Origin of the sequence: Leptolyngbya cf. ectocarpi LEGE 11479 (assembly GCF_015207065.1) — a bacterium.
Classification (GTDB): domain Bacteria; phylum Cyanobacteriota; class Cyanobacteriia; order Phormidesmidales; family Phormidesmidaceae; genus Leptothoe; species Leptothoe ectocarpi.
On the sequence record NZ_JADEXP010000016.1, the window covers coordinates 1 to 20,861 of the forward strand.

Genomic DNA, 20,861 nt, shown 5'->3' on the forward strand with positions numbered 1-20,861 from the left:
TGGCGAGGCTTCTCCCGTCTACTTATACAGTGAAAAGGCCGCGCACCGCATTAGACGATATATTCCCAAAACAAGGCTGATCGTTGTTCTTCGTAATCCAGTGGATCGGGCATTTTCCTGCTATACGCACTTGCGCCGCGAGGGGTACGAAACCCTATCCTTTGAAGATGCCCTGCAGGTAGAAGAACAGCGTATCAAAAATAACTGGGCTCATCTCTGGCACTATCAAGAGGCTGGCTTTTATTCAAAACAGCTCAAACCCTATCTAAATCTATTTGATAGAGAGCAGATAAAAATATTCTTATTTGATGATTTGTGTAAAGACTCACTGTCTTTATCGCAAGAGATTTATGCGTTTCTCGGTGTAGATACCGATTTTGTCCCCGATCTAGAGAAACGTAATGTCTCTGGCATGCCAAAAAGTTTGCTCTTACAAAAGCTGTTGTTTAGGGGGAATTTTCTGCGCGATGCGTTTTTATCGATTTTTCCTAGACGCTTATATCGAGATTTTGTCAAACAGATTAAAAAGTGGAACATGGGTGACAAACTATCCCTTGCCCCCTGTACTAGACTACATTTGCAACGTATCTATCGCGATGACATCCTGGAACTTCAGGGACTGATCCAAAAAGACCTATCCATGTGGCTAAAGTAACTCTGAAGTAACGTACATGAGAGGCTCGATCATGCCCCCAACCGTTAGTATTGTCATTAACAACTACAACTATGCAGCCTTTATTTCACAGGCGATTGAGAGTGCCATTGAGCAAACACATCCAGCTATGGAAATAATTGTTGTCGATGATTTTTCTACTGATAGATCTCGACAAATTATAGCTAGCTATGGGTCGTCAGTTATCCCTGTTTTTCATCTAACCAATGGCAAGCAGGGGGCGGCCTTTAACAGTGGTTTTGCTAAAAGCCAAGGCGATATTATTTTATTTTTAGATGCTGATGATTATCTCTATCCCAATGCCGTTGAACAGATTATTCAAGCTTGGCAGCCAGACCTGGCTAAGGTCCACTATCGTTTAGACGTTGTTGACTCAGACGGTCAATCGCATGATTACTCCTATCCCCAGGGGAGTGCCTTAGACAGGGGGAATATCCAGCAATCTGTGCTGACTGTCGGCACCTATGTGGGGGTACCCACTAGCGGTAATGCCCTCAGTCGCCAGGTCTTGGCGCAGATCATGCCCATTCCACAGGCGTTTAACACCACGTCTGATGACTATCTCTCAGTGCTCGTGCCCCTCTACGGAGACGTTGCCGCCGTAGATACGGCCCTCGGGGCCTATCGCATCCATACCAGCAATCAATGGGCGATGACAGAAATCACAGGCGAGCGCTTTCATCGATTTATTCGCCACGATTTGCAACGCTGTCAGCTGATTCAGCACCAGGGGCATCAGCTAGGCTATGACGTTCCAGACAATCTATACATGCGCTTTTTTGGTCGAGCATGGTCCCGGCTAGCCTCTTTAAAGTTTGAGCCCAAGACTCATCCGATTCCAGACGATCGGTCTGTCATCTTGATGTACCAGGGGATTCGTTCACTTTGGCTATACTCCCAACACGGTTGGCAAAAACGAGTGCTCTTTAGTCTGTGGTTTCTTTGGGTGGGATTAGCCCCTCGCCCCTTAGCAAAACCAGCCATTGTTTGGCTATTTGCCCGTCAATCGCGGCCTAAATGGGTTGGAAAAATAGTTTCATACTCAAAAACTCTTGTCAAAGCTATGGGTTTTACATCCTTACGAAAACAAACGCTCTAAGGCACTGCTAAGAATTTTCAGGTTCTCTCTGCCTCACGGCTGCCCCCCTTATTTTCGCTTGTTCTATGGCTCTACCATGTTACCCACTTCATTTTCCCCATTCCTATGTCTTTTCCCTCTACAGATACCATTACTACTCAAAGAGTAAAAACGTTACAGCCCGTGCTCTCCACCCAAACAGTGGCAGACTATCCAACAACCAAATCACGTAAACTGCGAGTTTTAATCGTGGGTCATACCTATATTGTGGGTGTGAACCAGGGTAAGTTAGAGGCCATCGCCAATGCGGGTGCAGAGGTGGGGCTATTGGTTCCCCAGCACTGGCAGGCTCTACAGTGGAAGAAACGATTTACTGTGGAAACACCCTATCCCCAGATCAAGGTTTACCCAGTTTCCACCTGGTTTGAAGGACAGGCCGGAGCCTATGTTTACCCCCCGAGTGCTATTGTCAAAACGATTGCTGACTTTCGTCCTGATATTATTCAAATTGAGGAAGAGGTCTTCTCATTAACCGCGTTCGAAGTCTCACTGTTAGCATGGCGATTTAAAATTCCAGTGGTTTTGTTTAGTTGGGAAAATATGGATCGACGGCTATCAGCTCCCCGTCGTTGGCTGCGGCAGTTTGTATTTAACCGGACTCGCTGTATTATTTCTGGCAACCATGAGGGGGCTGACATTATTAAACAGTGGGGGTATACCAAGCCAGTGGAAATTATGCCTCAGCTAGGTGTGGATTTGGATTTGTTTTCCCCAAGGCTGCGCCAACATCGGTCTAGAACAGATAGTCTGCGGATTGGATTTGTGGGTCGCATTGCCCACCAAAAGGGAATCGATACGCTGATTGAAACTGCATATCTTTTAAAACAGCAGGATCATCGCTTTCATCTACAAATATGTGGTTCTGGGGTGGATGTGGACACATTTCAGACGCTGGCTCGGGATTATAATCTTGAGGATCACGTGACCTGGCGAGGTGGTGTCAGCCATGACGAAGTTCCCCAAGAAATTGCTAAGATGGATGTGCTGGTGCTGCCTTCTCGGACAGTTTCTACTTGGAAAGAGCAGTTTGGCCATGTTCTGATTGAAGCTATGGCTATGGGGATCCCAGTGGTGGGCTCCACCTGTGGTGAAATCCCCAATGTGATCGGCAAATCCGCTCTTGTTTTTCCAGAAGGGGATGCCCATGCGCTTACCAAGATTTTAGCCCGTTTTATACAGGATCGAGACTGGTGGCAACAGATGTCACAATATAGTCTCAAACGGATTGACCAGCATTATAGCCATCAGCGTATTGCTGAACGTTCTATAGGCCTTTGGCGCAGTGTTCTTGAGACTGATTAGGGCTAAGGGATGTGCAATTAAACAACATACCCACCTTATGTAGGATGTGTTAGGCGATAGCCGTAACGCATCAGTACTTTATCTTTTATTATGCGTGTTGCTATAGTCCGCAGAATTCCTAATACGTCTTTTAGTATGGATGTGTATGCCGATGGCCTCATCAGCGGTCTGAGGGCTATACGTCCTGACTGGGAGATTGTTGAGCTACAGCCGCAGGTTAGGCATACTAAAAAAAATAAACTGGCCTATAAGCTGGGTAAATATTATCAACAGTATTGGCACTATCCTCAACAGATAAAAAGTAACTCGGCCGATATTTTTCATATCATCGATCACAGTGATGGTCATTTAGCCCACTGGCTAAAGTCTGCGGCGGCACCGGTAGTGGTCACATGTCACGATTTGATTAATCTCCTTCAGCCTGCCAATGCCAACCATCAGGCCACTCTACCTATGCTGAGTTCGGCTCTATGGAACTACTCGGTCAAGGGGTTACGAGAGGCGGAGCATGTGGTAACAGTTTCGGCTCACACGGCCAAAGATGTGAGAAATCTGTTGGATATTCCGTCACAAAACCTAACGGTGGTGCACAATGCTGTCGAAGCCGTTTTTCATAGATTATCGACTCGTACGGTTGAGCCCATCTTTGAGCAGTATAAAATCCCACATGATTGTTTTTGCTTACTTAACGTGGGCTCCAGCCAGCCTCGAAAAAATATAACAGCTTTGCTGGAAGTATTAGCTAAACTCATCAATCATGTCTCAGGTCAACCGATACACCTGATTAAAGCCGGCGCTGATTTCACCGATGAACAACGGGCCATAATCCAACGCCATGGCTTAGACAGGCATATCACCCAGATTGAAAATCCAGATAAAGCTACTTTAGTAAAGCTTTATAATGCGGCTGATGTGTTAGTGGCTCCGTCTCTCTATGAAGGGTTTGGTATCACTATTCTAGAAGCGATGGCCTGTGGTACTCCTACCATTACCTCTAACGTTTCATCACTGCCAGAGATTTCAGGAGATGCGGCTATATTGGTTGATCCCAGTGATGTGGATGCGATCTCATCCGCCATCCTGTCGCTCAAAGCCTCACCGCTGCTGCAACAGGAGCTAATACAAAAGGGGCTAGAGCATGTAAAAGCATTTACCTGGCAAAAAAGTGCCGAGAAAGTTATCCAGGTCTACGAGCAACTGAAGAGATAAGCAGCAATCGTAAATAAGCTACTATAGAAAAAGCTTCTCCGGATATTCATCTAAATTTTAGAAGAGTATACTAGGCCAGTTAGAAGCAAATTTCGTTAAACGCAGCACACTCTGGGCAACTCTGCTTCTTATATCGACAACGCCATAGTCTTGATTTAAGCCAAACAATCAAAAACGCAGATTTTTAGCAACTGCATGAAATCTCTAAAGGTTTTAGTCTCTGCCTATGCCTGTAAACCCGACATGGGTTCAGAACCAGGGGTAGGATGGCATATCGTCCAAGAATTAGCGAAGCACCACCAGGTGTGGGTCCTTACCCGTGAGGAAAACCGTGGGGCCATCGAACAATTTTGCGCGCAAAACGCCACGAAAAATCTAACATTTGTCTACTGTGATCCACCGGGACCCGCCAAGTATTTAAAGCACGCCCAGGTCCCCCACTATTATTTTTGGCAGTTGGGTGCCTATGCCATTGCCAAACGCTTACACCAGCAGCTAACGTTTGACATCGCCCACCATGTTACCTATGTTCGCTACTCCACCCCTAGTTTTTTAACCCTGCTCCCCATTCCCTTTATCTGGGGTCCCGTTGGGGGTGGCGAGTCCACCCCCTCAGGATTTTGGCAAGACTTTAGTATTCGGGCAAAGGTCTATGAGTTTTTGCGGACCGCCACCCATCGAGTCGGTGAAATCGATCCATTTGCTAAAGTAACCGCCCGAAGAAGTGCCCTCGCCAGAGCCACAACCCAAGAGACAGCCCAACGTCTGCAGCTTATGGGGGCTAGCAATATCCAAACTTGTTCTGCTTTGGGTCTGTCCCAGTCAGAACTGTCAATGTTAGGGCAGTTTTCAGCCCCAAGAACCAATACCATACGCTTTATTAGCATTGCTAGACTGCTCCACTGGAAAGGGCTACACCTAAGCCTGCGGGCCTTTGCCCAAGCTAATTTGAATAACGATGTTGAGTATTGGATTTTAGGCGATGGACCTGAGCGTGAGGCCCTAACAACCCTGGCCCATCAGTTGAAAATCGGCAGCCGTGTTAAATTCCTGGGGGCGCTGCCCCGTGACGAAACCCTGCAGCAGCTGGACAATTGTTATGCATTAATTCACCCCAGTCTGCATGATTCTGGCGGTCTGGTCTGTTTAGAAGCCATGGCGGCAGGGCGGCCTGTCATTTGTCTGGATACCGGTGGCCCCGCCACCCAGGTAACCGATAAAACCGGCATTAAAGTTCCAGTCAAGGATCCCCAACAGGCCATAGCCGACCTGGCGGAGGCCATAGCCACCCTGGCTAACAATCCAAATTTGTGTGTTCGTATGAGTCAAGCTGGACAACAGCATGTTAAACGTCATTTCTCTTGGGAGACCAAGGGAAAACAGCTGGCTCAGCTCTATGTAGACCTTGCTTCACAGTCGTAAGTATGTCCGGAAAGTTTGCTAATGCGCATTTTAAGTATCCATAATGCTTACCAGATTCGCGGCGGGGAAGACGTTTCTACAGCCGCAGAACAGACATTGCTGAGACAGTATGGCAACACCGTTGATGTGTATGAAGAAAACAACGATAGCATCAGTGAATTGGGTAAAGCCCAGCTAGCGATGCGCACCCTGTGGTCGCAGCCATCCTATGAGGCTGTGAGAGAAAAGCTACAGACCCATCGGTATGATGTGGTCCATGTGCAAAACTTTTTTCCGCTAATCTCTCCCTCTGTCTACTATGCAGCCAGAGCCGAAAAAGTACCGGTTGTTCAAACATTGCGAAACTATCGGCTACTCTGTCCCAATGCCCTATTTTTTAGGGAGGGTAAAGTCTGTGAAGACTGCTTGGGTAAGGCCATTCCCTATCCAGGCGTTATTCATGGCTGTTACCGAGAGGACCGCAAAGCTAGTGTCGCTGTTGCCTCCATGGTTACGGGCCATCGGTTTATGAAAACCTGGGACAAAATGGTGGACCAATATGTCACCTTGACCCAATTTGCTCGGAACAAAATGATTGAAGGAGGACTGCCAGCCGACAAGATTGTCGTTAAACCCAACTTTGTGGCCCCAGAACCTCAGGTAGGCCACGGTAAGGGTGGCTATGCCCTCTATGTAGGCCGTCTCTCTGTTGAAAAAGGGTTAGATACCTTACTCGAAGCGTGGCAACAGCTCAAGTCGCCGATGCCGCTCAAAATTGTTGGGGATGGGCCATTGTCTCCCCTGGTGACGGCAGCCGCTCAACAACAGCCCTGCATTGAATGGTTAGGCCGTCGCCCCATGGCTGAAGTCCATGCACTCATGGGCGAGGCTGAGTTTCTTATCTTTCCGTCTAAGTGGTACGAGACCTTTGGCCGGGTGGCGGTGGAAGCGTTTGCCACCGGCACGCCCGTGATTGCGGCCAATATTGGTGCGATCGCAGAAATTGTCAAACCCGGCTATACCGGTCTGCACTTTACCCCAGGCGATCCCCAGGATTTGGCCCGCCAGGTGACCCATCTGCTCGCCCATCCTGACCAGCAGGCCCGTATGCGCCGCAATGCCCGCACGGAGTTTGAGGCTAAGTATACGGCCAACGCTAACTATGCCCAGCTGATGGCGGTTTACTTTAGGGTATTACGAGCCTCCAGCTTTCACCAAAATTCGACGGCCCTGTCCTCAGCCTTGCCCACATAACGCCTGTCCTGTAACGTCCTACCCGTCCCCATGCTTCAGACTAACTATGTGCCTCAAACCCAGGTCTCCAAGGGGTTTGTTGCCGGCTCTAGTCTACTCTTGTTTACCTTTGCTATCGCCTTTTTTCCAAGAATTTTGGAGGCGATGGGAGCCCCTGCGCCGATTAATTTTCTTCATTTTATTCTCTTACCCCTGGTGTGCGGCATCATTGTTTTGACCAGTCGTCGACAGGACCGACGGCAGCTGGCCATGATTAAAGCCTTTATGATCGGGCTGCTGTTTTTATTTGCGATCGCAACCGCCAGTGCCCTGCTCAACAACGCCGGACTGATCAACGTCTTTCTCGGCTTGATGATCATCTCTGAGCCCTTTATTTTTCTCGTCGCTCTTCTCTCAATTCCATTTACCCGAGAGGCCCTAGAGCGTTTTAGAAAATGGATTTTAGGCTTTGGTGCCACTCATCTGACTCTAGCCTTAGGGCAAAAAGTCGGCCTGATGACAGGTCTGCTCAGACACGAACGCATGACCATAGAAGATAACGTCCAGGGGGTTTTCTATCTCTCATCCGGTGGCCACGTTGTCGGTGCCAGCGCCTCTCTAGTGTTTGGGCTGTACTACTATTTTAATGCCAAAGCAGTCCCCCTATGGGTGCGGATCTCGGTGATGGTTGCCGTTATCGCTCAAATTTTATTTGCCGATGCTAAACAGGTCATCTTAGTGGCCCTAGTATCCTGGGTTTTGTTGATTTTGAGCAAAATCACCGACCTAAAAGTGGCGCTGCAATATATTATCGCCGCTATTTTACTCGGCTATGCATTTTACTGGTGCGTTTACAATGTCGATGCCTTTAGCGCCTATCAAACCTGGATTCGCCCCCATATCTATGGTCCCAACGGCGACGCGACGCTCCTAAAAATGGCTCCCCTGCGAATTATCCCCAGGTACTATGACTCGATCTTAAATAGCCTGCTGGGTCTGGGTCCCGGACACACCGTTGGCCGGATCGGCGGCTGGATGATCAAAGACTACTCGGATCTGGTAGGACCGCTAGGAGCAACCATTCACCCAGCCAGCGCAGCCGTCTGGAAAAGCTGGGAAGGCCACTACCTGGACTCCAGTTTTTTTGCCCCCCTATGGGGATGGGCCGGCATCTGGGGAGATCTCGGTTTATTGGGCTTAGCCAGCTATATCTCCCTATGGGCAATCACCTGGACCAAAGTCTGTAAAGATGACCTGTCTTATTTTTTAGTATTCAACATTTTAGTCAACGGGTTTATCTTTACCCTGATGGAAGAACCGGGCTTTACCTTAACCAGCGTTGCCCTAATTGGTCTACGCTGGCATGACTTTCGACTACAAGCTAAAGCGCGCCGCCTCCGTGGTGGCCTATAAAAATGCCATCTAAAACCATAACCAAAACAACTATAAAAGAGAACGATATTCAACTTTTACTATCCTGTCTTTCTCCCGTTAAAAACCCTCAAACCATTCAACAAATAAAAACGTTATCGCAGGGTGACACTGACTGGGCTACGTTAATTCAACTGGCTAAAAAACATAAAGTAGGTCCGCTCTTTTATAACCAACTGAGTAATCTCGCTATCGAGACCGTACCAACGTCATTACAGGACGCATTTCGTCAATATAGTCAAACCATGGCTGGGCGAAATTTGTTTGTAACCTTCGAATTAACCCGACTGTTATTGTTAATGGCCGAGAATGGCATTGACACACTGCCCTATAAAGGCCCCGTCCTGGCACAGACAATTTACAAAACCCTGAGTCTACGGGTGTTTAGCGATCTTGATATCGTCATTCAACCGCAGGATATATATGCAGTTGAACAACTGCTCATAGCAGAAGGCTATCGCCCCTACTACGGTAAGAAATCTAGGACAGAACTAGCCGCCCACATGAAATCGGCAGCGGAGCACACCTACGATTTTTATCATGACAGCAAACAAGTTTTTATCGAAGTACACTGGAGATTTTGGCCCAAAACATTCTCCTCAGTCAATCCTAGCCATATCTGGTACCGTCGTCAGACCGCTACAGTCGCTGGCAAGACCGTTTCTACCCTGATGATAGAAGATTACCTCATTATCCTTTGCATGCACGGCTCCAGGCATGTGTGGCAGCGACTATCATGGCTCTGTGATATTGCTATTCTGCTCCACAACTATCCAGATCTAGACTGGCAGCAGGTGATGGAACAAGCCCATGGGTGGGGTGTTCATCGCATGCTTTGTTTAGGGCTGTATCTAGCCCACACCTGGCTCAATGCACCTCTACCGGAATCTATCATTCAACAGCTAGCAGAGCCAACGCTGCCAGCTCTGGCTGCTCAGGTAGAATATCAGGCATTTCAAGCGGGGCAACATCCTAAAACCTTTTTGGCAACCACTCAATATCAGCTTCAGGTGAGAGAACGCTGGCAGGATAAAGGGGCGTATATGCTATCTTTTATCCGATGGCTACTAAAAGGCTGTCCCAGCACGGCAGACTAGAACAGCTTGTTGGCATGATGGTTGTATCTTGAGTTTTATGCCAGAACATAATTCTGCGCTTGAGTGTTAAACAGATGGGCATAGGTGCCCTGCATGGCCATCAGCTGATCGTGGCTACCGCTTTCCACAATTCGACCGCTATCCATCACATAAATGCGGTCGGCCATGCGCACTGTTGAGAGACGATGGGTAATCAAGATTGCTGCCTGGTCTTGGATTAGCTCACGAAAGGTCTTAAACACCTCATACTCGGCTTTAGGGTCCATAGCGCTCGTCGGTTCATCTAGCACAATTACCTGGGACTCTCGTAAAAAGGCCCGTGCTAACGCCACTTTTTGCCATTGACCAATGCTCAGCTCCTCACCATCGTTAAATAGCTTACCTAGCATGGTGTCATAGCCCTGGGGCAGACGGGTAATTACATCGTGGGCTCCAGATTGTTTAGCGGCGGCAACAATAGCACTGTCTGATGGCGGTAGGTGGATATTGCCTAGCCAAATATTGTCTTGGGCAGAGAGATAATATTTGGCATAGTCTTGAAAAATGACGCTGATTTGCTGTCTCAGTTCGGTGAGGTTTAAATCTCGCAAGTCCATTCCATCGACGGTAATGCGACCGTTAGTCGGGTCATAGAGACGGCACAGCAGCTTGATCAAGGTGGTTTTACCTGACCCATTTTCTCCAACTAGGGCAATTGTTTCTCCTGGCTTTACGGATAGTGAAATGTCGTGGAGTGCCTGTCGGGATGAATCGGCATAGCTAAAACTTACTCGATCCAACACAATACCTTGACGCATGGGAACAGGTATTGCTTTGGGACTAGCAGGACTAATAATGGTAGGCGTCAGATCGAGAAACTCATATAAATTAGCTAGGAATAGATTGTCTTCATATAAACCGGATAAGCTAGATGTCAAAGATTTGAGCGCTCCTTGACCTCGCTGCAGAGCCTGGTGATAAAGCACCAAGTCACCGAGATTTAGCGAACCGTCAAGAGTTTGATGAAAAATCCACCCATAGACGCTTCCCACTAGCATACCTGCCACTAGCTGAGCGGCCAAAAAAGATAGCGATCGCTGGATAATCAGCTGTAGTTTAGCGTTGTAGATTTTTTTTCTAAGCTGATCAAATCGCTGACTAAACAAATCACCCAAGCCAAACAGGCGAATCTCCTTGGCAAACATCTCGCCGATAATCAGCCAGGAGAAATACATTGATTGACGCTCTACCGGAGTCCAGATACGCTGCCAGTGATACAGCCGACGAATATGGCGTAACCGTACCAGGATAGTGGGCATGGCGGCCAGCAAGAGAATAATTGAAATCCCCCAATGGAGCGTCAACAGTAGTCCCACCATCGCCACTAAGGAAATACCGTTTTGGCCCGCCTGGGCTAATCGCGTTAGGATCTGGTTTGGACGTGTGGTTGCTTCCTGCTGAGCCCGCTGTAGAGTGTCGTGGTATTGAGGGTTCTCATAATAGGCCAGGTCAATAGAAATCGACTTGGCATGGAGAATACTGCGCATGTGGTCGCTGACGCGCTGAGTTTGCGCTGTATTCACCAGGTCAGAAAATGTTTTACATATCAGCGTGATCAGGGTAACGCCGATCACACCAACCAACAGGGGAGTACTCTGCTGAAGGATGAGCTGCGGATTGGAGATAGTTGTCCTATGGGTTAGGGCATCTACCAGGAGCTTGACTAAATAGATGGAGATCAGGGGGAGAAAACCCTGACAAGTAACCAACAGTAGCCTCAGGATGGTCCACCTGGGGCTGCTTTGCCACACTAGCCTCAGAGCTGGGATTAGACGTTGAGTATTTTGGATAAAGGCGTTGAGTTTTGCAGCGAATTGCATCATGCGCTAATCGGTGACATCAGTGAGAGATGATTTTCTACGTGATGCACTAATTCTGGTAGTAAGGCTATATTGCGTGGCCGTTTGAGACGATACACAGGACAGGCTTTCGCTAGACTGGTGCATTGTAAAAAATGCTGCACATCTGGTTTGTGAAACAGTGTGGACGGTCGCGAGTGACGCGATAGCTCAACGACAGCCTCTTGGTGACTTAGACGCTCAATGCCAAAGCCTGAGCCGAAGTCTGTATCAGATGTGAGGACATAAATATGTTTGAGAGGAAGGGACGTATGGCTAAACTCTTGATGTGGACGATAACCTCGTTTAATGGGTGTCGAGGCCAGTAATGATAATGACTCAAAATCATGAGCCAGGACAGTTGCGCTTTCTTGGCTCAATTTAATTTGGGGAAACCCAGGTATCAAAATAGGAGCAGAGCCACCCAGGATAACGGGGGCAACATCGTCTGTCATGACATCATAGTTAACTGCCTGAAAAGCGGCGGCGGCAGAGGATTTGCCTTCGCCTGAAACGCCTAAAAAGGCGACGGCGTCTCCATGTATATTAACAGCGCTAGCATGGAGCACCAGTAGCCCTTGCTGATATAACAAAATGCCCATCACAGTGCCGACAAGATAGGAGCGCAGCAAAGATTCAGAGACATCTGGCGCTGGAAGCATAAAAATCTTGGCTCCGGCATTAATAAAAAATAATCCTACATTTCTGATGTAAAAAACAGAATCTGTCCGTGTGAGCTTAAAATAGCCAGCCTCATTAATCACTCGTTCTGGTAAATGATCGCTTAGAGCACGCTCCTGTTCCAGGTGAATGGTGACCTGTGGATCGTAGTCTGAATCGGTTGTGATAAATTCTGGTATAGCTATTTCTGACTGAATCCTGAGGCCATAGGCAAAATATGAAAACACGTTTTCTCTTCCTCTATAAGGATGATTATTTATAGTGGAGATGCCATTAGCTGCAGTTGTAAGTGCGATCGCACGTCTGAGCCAATGGCATCTCCAGGAGATAGCGCCTAAGCTAAAAGCCTAAACTACAGCGAATCGATAGGTACACCTTCGGGGGGCGTCAGACCATCGATCACGAGAATGACGCCGTCTCCGAGACCCAGCGTTTTAGTTTGCTGAGTTAGCGCTTCCACTGCGCCATGTTCTTGCAGGCTGGGTGTAGTCCATGTCTTTTTCATTGTTAAGCTTCCTTGTAAACAACGTGAGAATTGAGAGCGAGACTGTCATTTAGCTAACGCCAATGGGAACACCTTCGGGAGGTGTAAGACCCGGAATCACCAAAATGACCCCATCTTTAAAACCGATGGTCTTGGTCTGCTGGGTGAGTGCTTCCACTGCACCATGTTCTTGCAGGTTGGGTGTAGTCCATGTTTTCTGCATTTTCAGGTCTCCTTAGAGATAAACAGTTGGGTCGATACTTTAGCGAATGCTAAAGGCACGTATATTCGATATAGGTGCTTCAATAAGTCGTTAGTATATAAAAATGATCAAACTGCACCGCTGAATGATTGTTCTAACCATTTAGATAGGGTCACTGCCGACAATAACGTCATGGCATCATCGCCATTAGATTTATTGCTAACTACATAGTTGTCGTAGGCTGACTGTAACGTGCTTTTATTGACATAAGGGTGAATGGACTCGGGAGACTGCATCATGCTCCCTAAGGTGTCTTTTTCGAGGGCCAAAAAGCGTCGAATAAAATTTGCGCCCAGCTGACCTTTTCCCCGCCGCCACTGCACCTCGGACGGTAAGATATCTGTCATAGCAAATCGTAAAATGCCTCTAGACCAGCCGTTACGGAACTTCTGGTCTGATGGCAGTGCCAAACAGAATTCCATTAGGCGTCTGTCGAAAAATGGATAGCGTCCTTCTAAAGAGAATCTTGCCGTGGCTTTATCTGTGATTTCCATCACGTTAGGATAAAACGCTGAACTTAACCCTGACCAATGTTGTTGTCTGGGGCTGATAGATCTACCCTGATTATGGCTTAGGGTGTACATATAATCAGCTAGGCCCATAGTTTGTGTTAACCGATCACCCACCAGCGTATCACCGAGAAAATGACAGTTTGCCAAATGGCACAGGTGTTGCCAGATTGTTGCCAACGGCTCAACCAACAATGGGTAGAACACCTGCTGCTGCACAATCGATTTACGAGAAATACGATGATTACGGGCTGATGCGGTCACCAATTTAGCTAGCGTGCGCCAGTGCCCAGTGTAGGCGAGTTCGGTCAAATATGGCCAGCCATGGGAGAGGGTGGAGTCACCATCAATACCATCGAGAAAAACCCGTACACCCTGGTTTTGAGCACTTTGGTAGAGGCCTTGATGAATGTAGAGGTTAGGGGCACAGATGGGTTCATCATCTTGCCAAAGGAGATTAATCAAGGGATTTAGCTGGTCGGCACGGACATCGTGGGCCTCAATTCCTTCCAGCTGCTTGACTGCATCCATATAATGGCGCTCATCAATCCACTGTCTCTCTGCTAAAGGAAGACTGGGAAAAATGGCTGAAAATGTATGCAGATTTTGACGACCTGCCAGGAGTTTGCGAGCTACACAGGCGATGGAAGAAGAGTCTAGCCCACCACTCAATGTGGAACTAATGGGAAAGGCACTTCGCAGACGACATCGAACAGCTTCGGTGAAAATCTCTAAAAAAGCGTCGGTGTACTCATCATCTGAACTCAGACGATTTTCTCGGTGGGGGTCTAACGACCAATAGCGTTCTGTCTTGAGCGGGTGGGTATGACCTATTTGCAAGTAATGGCCCGCCTGCAATTTTAAGACATCCTGATAAAAGGTCTGAATCGGTTCCTCTCCAAATAGCGCCAGGTGACACCCTACTTTGAGTTCGTTTAATTGTTGGGGAACCCCAGGCACCCCCAGCAGGGCTTTAATTTCAGACGCAAAGCAAAAAAGCTGGCCTGAGCAGTGATAGTAGAAAGGCTTAATCCCCATGGGATCTCGAGCACAAAACAGTTTTTGCTGATAGCCATCCCAAATCGCAAAGGAAAAATCACCTATAAGCTTCTCTGGACAATGCTCCTGCCATTTTTCATAGGCTGCTAATATCAGCTGACTATCGCTCAGTTTCTCTGCCGGATAATTGCCCAGTTCGAGAGCTTCGATGAGGTCTTTACGGTTGTCAATACGGGCATCGGCGGTAATGACTAACTCTCCTTTGGTGAAAGGGAGCTGTTCATGGATTGACTCGGGTGTGGTCCACAGCATGCTGTGGCCAAAGCCAATATTGCGATCGCACCAAACATGACGTCCATCCGGACCACGATGAGCTAACACATCGATCATTTTCGATAGTATGGCAGCATCAACAGGACGCTGATCTAGATAATACAGACCGACAATAGCGCTCATAGCGTTACTCCTGCACGGGACAGCGATTGGAATCGACTCAAGTCTTGCAAGCCCCCCATAATGACGCGATCCTCATACTCAATCCAGGCATGGGCCTCAAAGGCGCCATCCATGGCCACACCAATGTGTAACTGGTGTGTATAGCCATATCGGGTCAGCAACAGCTGGGTGGTTAATGCCTTTGCCAGGCACTTAGCCCCGTGGGGTGTATAGCAACTGGCAACGGTGACAGACCAGACAATAGCATTGACAGAAACAGATTGTTGGGACTGATGACGCTCCCATTTTGTGGCCATAGTGGCCAAGTGTTGACGTACCACCTTAAACGGCAGTAGCCATAACGCCACCCGGAGTAAATTTAGGCATAGGCAAGCATAGAAGAGAACCTGGCGCTGTCGCCAGACAAGCTTTAAAAGCTTTTTGAGATTATGAGGACGTCTCATTTTTTACCTCGATCAAACAGGCATTTTTTAGCTCCAGTAAGAGCTTTAGCAGCTCCTGTCGACAGGTATCTGTCGGCACGTCATATTCTTCTAGCAAAACGTTATGGAGTTCGTGAACCTGGCAAGGTTGCTGAATTAGCTCCCAAATCCGGGCTCCTACCTCATTGAGGCCGTAATAAACACCGGACGACAAGTTCAAAATAACCACTTCACCATTTAACTCAGATGAGATCTGTTCCGGCATTGGTGAAATAATAGCTTGTGGAGAGATCTCTAATACGTTAGTCAACATAGACAGTCCAAATAACTACGGCTTAATGAAGTAAATACCCTGTGATGTTCGGAAAATAGGTGATGTCAACCCTTCTCCCTAGAGAGGAAGCAACCACCCTCAAAGACTTTCTTCCTGGAAAAGAAGGATTTAGGATGAGAAAGCGAACTTTAGTTAGCAGTAGTCTGACTAGCCCTAATAAACAGCCGAGGAAAGCTCGTCACGACAACAAAAATAAAATACTGGGGAACACTAATATTTAGGGAACACGATCTAGTCAATTACTCTGAGCAACTAGAAAGGTCTGTGTCTACTAATTTCATTGCACTCATAGGATAGTTGCCGACTCATGGAGTATCCTACAAAGGATCTAAAGTGCAAACTGCCACCAACTAAAGCCTTAATCAGAAATCATTGTTTAATAAGCACCCTTTCTCCTAAAAACAACAGCGATAGTTTTTAAGAGCAAAGACAGATCATAGGGTATGGACCATTTCCTCTGATAGTTAAGATCCATCTGCACGATTTTGTCAAAGTCCTCCACATTAGAACGTCCATAAACTTGCCATTCCCCAGTTAGTCCAGGTTTAACATTTAAGCGTTGGAAATGATGCGTAGAATAATGTTCTACTTCATCTGGAGTGGGTGGACGAGTACCCACTAGACTCATTTCCCCCTTCAACACATTGAAAAACTGTGGAAATTCATCGAGACTTGTTTTGCGAAGAAACTCACCAACTCGAGTAATCCGAGGGTCGTTTCTATTCTTGAAGATATGTCCGGCTGCTTCATTCTCCACCAGGTGCTTTAACTTTTCAGCATTAGTCACCATGGAACGAAATTTCAAAATCCTAAAGGGTTTTGCTCGTAAACCGCAACGTCTCTGAGTATAAAGAATGGGTCCACGATTATCAGCCCAAATTGCCAATGTAATTGGCACAAACAAGATTGCCGTAATCAAAAGTCCCAATAGCGCACCAACAATATCTATAAATCGCTTGCGCTTACTTCGAACGGAGCGGTGTACAGGCTTGATTGCCCATAGAACAGGAGGGTATGAAGAGAGTCGCATAACGCAAAAGGCATACTTAAGAGCAAGAGCGAATAAATGTATTCTTTCCAAATGAATCAGCTTCTGCTTTCTTTAAAGCGTTTAACCAAGACAGAAGCCTGCATTGCACTTAATAAGCGAATAACTTGCGAGCTGAATCTCATATTCGATTTGTTCCATCATCCCCAAGATGAAGCCATCATCTGGAAAAAAACATCGTTCTGTAAAAACTTTATCTACTTCACCAAGCGTTTATATAGCCAAGTCATATAACAAGTGTTATTTTTGCTACAACAGCCAGTAGTTAAATCTCCAGGGTCATCATTGCAGCTTGAACTCTAGCAGTTTTAAGACTAGTAGAAGATATGAGGAAGTAGATAACGGGAACATTAATAGATCATCATACCTCTTTCACTATAAACCCAGAAATAGCTATTGTTTAGTTAAGGGATGGACCGATCTGTGAAATGTGCTACTACCCACTATTTTGCAGGCCATATCGAGGAGTAGCAACGTCCAGAACCGTTGTCTGGGGCTTCCTAGTCTCCCATGGAAATAGCGATACTTCACGTTTAAAGCGACGGAGTAGGCCAGAATTCAAACTGGATACCTGAGGAAAACGCTCTTTGATTAGCAGACTAGGGTGGCCTTGGCTAGAATTTCGATGACCCGTGCCTATTCCGGATACTTCCTTGAGGACTCTGTAGATTTTATAGATTTTACTTAGAACGAGCCAAGCTGTATCTCTACTCGCTTTATGACCTCTCTTTGCAACCCTGCTAAGTCGACTCAACCCCTGCAGGACCTGATGATTGATTGTTTGGTAGACTATCCAAATAATCAATGCCAAGAGAATAAAAAAGATACCCATAACGGTAGCTCTAACTCTGCTTATTGGGCACAGGACCTATCTGTCTCAGGCTCCTCCTCTGCGTTCTCGCGATATCATACTGCACTTGCCTTTGGTGCAACGGTGGTATGTTCCGCTGGTGCCCTTATGCAGCATACTGAAACAGGTTTTTGGCACTCGCCTAACACAGGTGTTTCTGTTTCTGAAAATACCATTAGTTTAGAGCGGTCTGATAGCGCTGATCAGGTATTAACTCCACCCATTGCCGGTCCACAAACTAGCGCATCATTCAGCCTGGTAGCTGATGGGACTAACAAGAGTTCAGTGGCTGATGGAACTAACAGTGACGGGACTGACAGTAACTGTAAGGACAGTGATTGCAAAGGCTTGGCGTTTATTGAGCAACGGCTGCCTGAAATTCAGGAACAAGTACGGACGTTGAGGGCCGAAATGCAGCAGTTTCAGACGCAGCATACGGCTCAAAATTTACAAACTCACCGGTCAGTTCTGTCCTATCGCAGTAGCGATGTGGTTCGCAGACAGGCAGAATTGGAGGTGCGATCGCAACAATTAACCCAGCAGTTTACCAGTCTCACCTCGGCCCTGGCGCTACAGCCCGATGAAGCCCATTACATTGCCAACCTGCTTAAAACAGATACCACCTATCAGGCCTCTCTCCAGCAGCTACAGGCACTAGAACGTAATCTTGCTGTTGAATACAGCAATCCTGATCTAGACAATAGCCAGCTTGAGGGGCTTTACAGCGAGTATGCCCAAGGTGCTGAACAGCTGCGTCAGATTGCCCAAACTGTCTTAGTCAAGTATATTTCTGCAGCTAGCGTAGAGTCCCCCGATCCGCTGTGGCAAGAAGACAGCTATCAGACATTGCTGCAGGAACTGATGGATTTGTCTCACCTGCGTCAAATGTTAGTTGTTGAGCAAAATACCCTGGCTCAAATGGAAGAACAACTGACCCAACGGCGTACAGAATTAGCAGTTTTGTTAAAACAGTACGCGGTGATGCAGCAGCAGCTGGAAGGTCAGAATAAAATTTTGCAGCAGTACATTGCTAAACGTCAGGAAATTAAAAAGAACCTGACGTAGAAAAAAGCCGTTGCTGATATCTCGAAAATGAAATACCCATGGAGCGAGTTTCGACTGCGCTCAACGCTCAAAGCTAGAAGGTTGAGCGCAGTCGAAACCGGGTTGATCGGGGACAGTATTGAGCCGCAGTGTCAGGTATCCTGTTCCATCACCAGCTCCATCCGATCCCCTCGAAAGCGGGTAACACCATATTCAATCACCGTACCAGTTTGATCCACATGGATCGATTCCGACAGCAAGATCGGGCTATTGGCAGGCATCTTCAGACGTCGCGCATCCTGGGGGCGAGCCACTCGAGCTGACACTCGTGTCGATCGGCATAGGTGGTCGCAGTTATATTCCTTGAGCAGCATCTGAGAAATGGAGCCATAGGCTTCACAGTGGGTTGCCAGGGCTGGAAATCGCTGATTAGGGAAGTAGCTGCTGCTGATATTGATGGGCAGTTCATCCACCCAATAAAGCCGCTCAAAAAGAATCACGGATGCGCCTAGCTCAATGTCCAACTGTTGGGCCAGCTTAGGATCAGCATTGAGCTTCACGATGCGCAGCACCTGGCAGCTAGGTATCATGGACTGGGCCTTGAGGGCCGCATTAAAGCGAACACGCTTACCGATAGGCAGGGCAATGGGGGCGACGACAAAAGTACCGCGCCCCCGTTCCACATCGACAATGCCTTCCTGCCGGAGTACATCGACGGCTCGTCGCAAAGTGTGGCGATGCACTCCAAACCGTTTACTCAGCTCCAGTTCTGTTGGCAGCTGATCGCCTACGTTAAACACTGATTTTTCAATATTACGCCGTAGTTCATCGGCAATTTGTAAATAGAGGGGTAAGGCGTCCTGGCGCATCATTTCTCTTGCTGTTATTCTTTTTTTACTTAACCCGGTCTTAACTTAACTAAGGTAATCCTGTTATCGCCTGTTGACTCAGCTCCATTACTCTTACCGGTATCCTAAAGTCTAACGAGCTTATCAAATATCTGTTTAGAAATCTGTATGGGGATAGTCAAGCAGCCATGGCTGACCGATGCTGTTCTATAAAATAAACATCGTTTTCAGACAGGCTAACTACATCTGTTGAGCCACTTCAATGGCGTCATTAAATACCCGCATCAGATTGCCGCCCCAGATTTTCCGAATATCGTCGGGTGTATAGCCCCGAGCCAATAGCTCCTGTGTAATATTCGGCATTTGAGAGACATCTTCGATGTTAGTTAACCCGCCGCCGCCATCAAAGTCAGATCCAATCCCCACATGGTCAATTCCCATGATCGCTACCATGTGATCTAGATGATCCATAGCATCGGCCAACGTTGGTTTAATTTCAGGATATTGGCTGTTGATTGCTCGATACTGCGTCAACAACTCAGCGACTTCTGCATCGCTAAGATCGCCACGCAGCCATGCGGCCTGTTCCTCAGCCAGCTCAGCTAAAGCCGCCTCTCTCGCTGGATCCTGGGCAATTTCTTTAATATAATCTCCCAACAAACATAGCTGTACGACACCGCCATTCTCCTTCATCGCCCGCAACATGTCGTCATCCATATTGCGTGGACTATCTCGCAGCGCTCGAGCACTGGAATGGGAGGCAATAATCGGTGCTTTAGAGAGACGGATGACATCCCAAAACGTATCGTCATGGACGTGGGAAATATCCACCAGCATCCCCAAACGATTCATTTCGTGAACCACCGCTTCGCCAAAGGGACTCAAGCCCTGCCAAACTTGCTGTTCGTCGGTAGAGGAATCCCCCAGCTGATTGTTTTTACTATGGGTTAAGGTAATGTAGCGAATTCCCTGGTCATAAAAAGCCTGTACTGTCTCAATATCCGTTGCCAACGGATACCCATTTTCCATGCCTAGAAAAATGGCCCGTTTGCCGTCTCGTTCTAGTCGATAGGCATCGGCTGGGGTAAGTGCGATCGCAGCTCGATCCCCATGCTCAGCCACGAGCTGCTCAGTGCGCTCAATCATCTGACGGGCCAAGCTTTGGGCTTGGGCATAGCCCTCATCTGTAAGCTGCCGCTGGGGCGTAAAAATAGAGATAAATGCTCCATCTAGGCCCCCTGCGGTCATGCGCACCAAATCCCACTGGCCGCTGCCAGGTGCCCCGGTCGGATGGCCCACACCTGGATCAAAGTCTGGATTGACAGACTGGCGAATGGGCCAATCGATATGGCTATCGATCGTCAATACGGCCTGATGGATAATCGCAGTGCGATCGCTAGCCAACGTCACCGTTGGGGCGAACGTCCACCCCAACGTGACGACTATCCCAACGGCAAAGCAGCCTATGCGCTTAAGAAAATGAGCATCCATGACAACGATCACCTGAAGAAAGGTAGGTGGCTAGAGACTATCGCAATCATAGCGGAGACTGCGCATCAAAAG

19 protein-coding genes are annotated in these 20,861 nt (G+C 47.6%); 9 read left to right on the top strand and 10 right to left on the bottom strand.

Annotated features, from left to right (window positions below; genetic code table 11):
* From IQ260_RS03440 to IQ260_RS03475, 8 genes are all read left to right on the top strand, one after another.
* Positions 1-655: sulfotransferase (locus tag IQ260_RS03440; RefSeq protein WP_193990875.1), on the top strand; the 655-nt coding region annotated here is incomplete at its 5' end.
* Positions 656-686: 31 nt separating this feature from the next.
* A complete protein-coding gene (locus IQ260_RS03445; protein WP_228015481.1) occupies positions 687-1,772 on the top strand; it encodes a glycosyltransferase family 2 protein in 1,086 nt (361 codons plus the stop codon).
* 105 nt (positions 1,773-1,877) lie between these two features.
* Positions 1,878-3,113, top strand: coding sequence for a glycosyltransferase (locus IQ260_RS03450; protein WP_193990879.1), 1,236 nt, complete (start codon positions 1,878-1,880; stop codon positions 3,111-3,113).
* 90 nt (positions 3,114-3,203) lie between these two features.
* Positions 3,204-4,322: a glycosyltransferase family 4 protein gene (locus tag IQ260_RS03455; protein ID WP_193990881.1), complete on the top strand. Its 1,119-nt coding sequence runs from the start codon at positions 3,204-3,206 to the stop codon at positions 4,320-4,322.
* A gap of 195 nt (positions 4,323-4,517) precedes the next feature.
* Positions 4,518-5,744, top strand: a complete 1,227-nt coding sequence (locus IQ260_RS03460) for a glycosyltransferase family 4 protein (RefSeq protein ID WP_193990883.1) — start codon at positions 4,518-4,520, stop codon at positions 5,742-5,744.
* Positions 5,745-5,765: 21 nt separating this feature from the next.
* Positions 5,766-6,977: a glycosyltransferase gene (locus IQ260_RS03465; protein ID WP_193990884.1), complete on the top strand. Its 1,212-nt coding sequence runs from the start codon at positions 5,766-5,768 to the stop codon at positions 6,975-6,977.
* Positions 6,978-7,007: 30 nt separating this feature from the next.
* Entirely contained in the window at positions 7,008-8,369 is a 1,362-nt protein-coding gene (locus IQ260_RS03470) for a hypothetical protein (protein ID WP_193990886.1), read from the top strand.
* Positions 8,370-8,371: 2 nt separating this feature from the next.
* Positions 8,372-9,484: a nucleotidyltransferase domain-containing protein gene (locus IQ260_RS03475; RefSeq protein ID WP_193990888.1), complete on the top strand. Its 1,113-nt coding sequence runs from the start codon at positions 8,372-8,374 to the stop codon at positions 9,482-9,484.
* Positions 9,485-9,519: 35 nt separating this feature from the next.
* Here the strand turns inward: IQ260_RS03475 and IQ260_RS03480 are convergent, their stop codons facing one another.
* The 8 genes from IQ260_RS03480 to IQ260_RS03515 form a co-directional block, all read right to left on the bottom strand.
* Positions 9,520-11,346 (bottom strand): ABC transporter ATP-binding protein, encoded by a 1,827-nt coding sequence (locus IQ260_RS03480; protein ID WP_228015483.1) that lies wholly within the window; start codon positions 11,344-11,346, stop codon positions 9,520-9,522.
* Positions 11,343-12,269: a serine kinase gene (locus IQ260_RS03485; protein ID WP_193990890.1), complete on the bottom strand. Its 927-nt coding sequence runs from the start codon at positions 12,267-12,269 to the stop codon at positions 11,343-11,345. The genes IQ260_RS03480 and IQ260_RS03485 overlap by 4 nt, the downstream gene beginning before the upstream one ends.
* Positions 12,270-12,394: 125 nt before the next feature.
* A complete protein-coding gene (locus IQ260_RS03490) occupies positions 12,395-12,547 on the bottom strand; it encodes a hypothetical protein (protein ID WP_193990892.1) in 153 nt (50 codons plus the stop codon).
* Between the two features lie 49 nt (positions 12,548-12,596).
* On the bottom strand, positions 12,597-12,749 hold the full coding sequence (locus tag IQ260_RS03495; RefSeq protein ID WP_193990893.1) for a hypothetical protein: 153 nt from the start codon (positions 12,747-12,749) through the stop codon (positions 12,597-12,599).
* 107 nt (positions 12,750-12,856) lie between these two features.
* A complete protein-coding gene (locus tag IQ260_RS03500) occupies positions 12,857-14,752 on the bottom strand; it encodes a lasso peptide isopeptide bond-forming cyclase (protein ID WP_193990895.1) in 1,896 nt (631 codons plus the stop codon).
* Positions 14,749-15,195: a lasso peptide biosynthesis B2 protein gene (locus IQ260_RS03505; RefSeq protein ID WP_193990897.1), complete on the bottom strand. Its 447-nt coding sequence runs from the start codon at positions 15,193-15,195 to the stop codon at positions 14,749-14,751. The genes IQ260_RS03500 and IQ260_RS03505 overlap by 4 nt, the downstream gene beginning before the upstream one ends.
* On the bottom strand, positions 15,179-15,487 hold the full coding sequence (locus tag IQ260_RS03510) for a PqqD family peptide modification chaperone (protein WP_193990899.1): 309 nt from the start codon (positions 15,485-15,487) through the stop codon (positions 15,179-15,181). Before IQ260_RS03510 ends, IQ260_RS03505 begins: the two co-directional genes overlap by 17 nt.
* Before the next feature lie 397 nt (positions 15,488-15,884).
* Entirely contained in the window at positions 15,885-16,538 is a 654-nt protein-coding gene (locus IQ260_RS03515; protein ID WP_193990901.1) for a sugar transferase, read from the bottom strand.
* A gap of 736 nt (positions 16,539-17,274) precedes the next feature.
* On the opposite strand from IQ260_RS03515, the gene IQ260_RS03520 reads away from it, so the two are divergent.
* Positions 17,275-18,471, top strand: a complete 1,197-nt coding sequence (locus IQ260_RS03520) for a GumC domain-containing protein (RefSeq protein ID WP_193990902.1) — start codon at positions 17,275-17,277, stop codon at positions 18,469-18,471.
* 131 nt (positions 18,472-18,602) lie between these two features.
* On the opposite strand, the gene phnF is transcribed toward IQ260_RS03520, so the two are convergent.
* Together phnF and IQ260_RS03530 are read right to left on the bottom strand one after the other, a co-directional pair.
* Entirely contained in the window at positions 18,603-19,322 is a 720-nt protein-coding gene (gene phnF, locus IQ260_RS03525; RefSeq protein WP_228015485.1) for a phosphonate metabolism transcriptional regulator PhnF, read from the bottom strand.
* 216 nt (positions 19,323-19,538) lie between these two features.
* Complete coding sequence (locus IQ260_RS03530; protein WP_193990904.1) at positions 19,539-20,789, bottom strand: dipeptidase; 1,251 nt, start codon at positions 20,787-20,789, stop codon at positions 19,539-19,541.
* Positions 20,790-20,861: the final 72 nt, after the last annotated feature.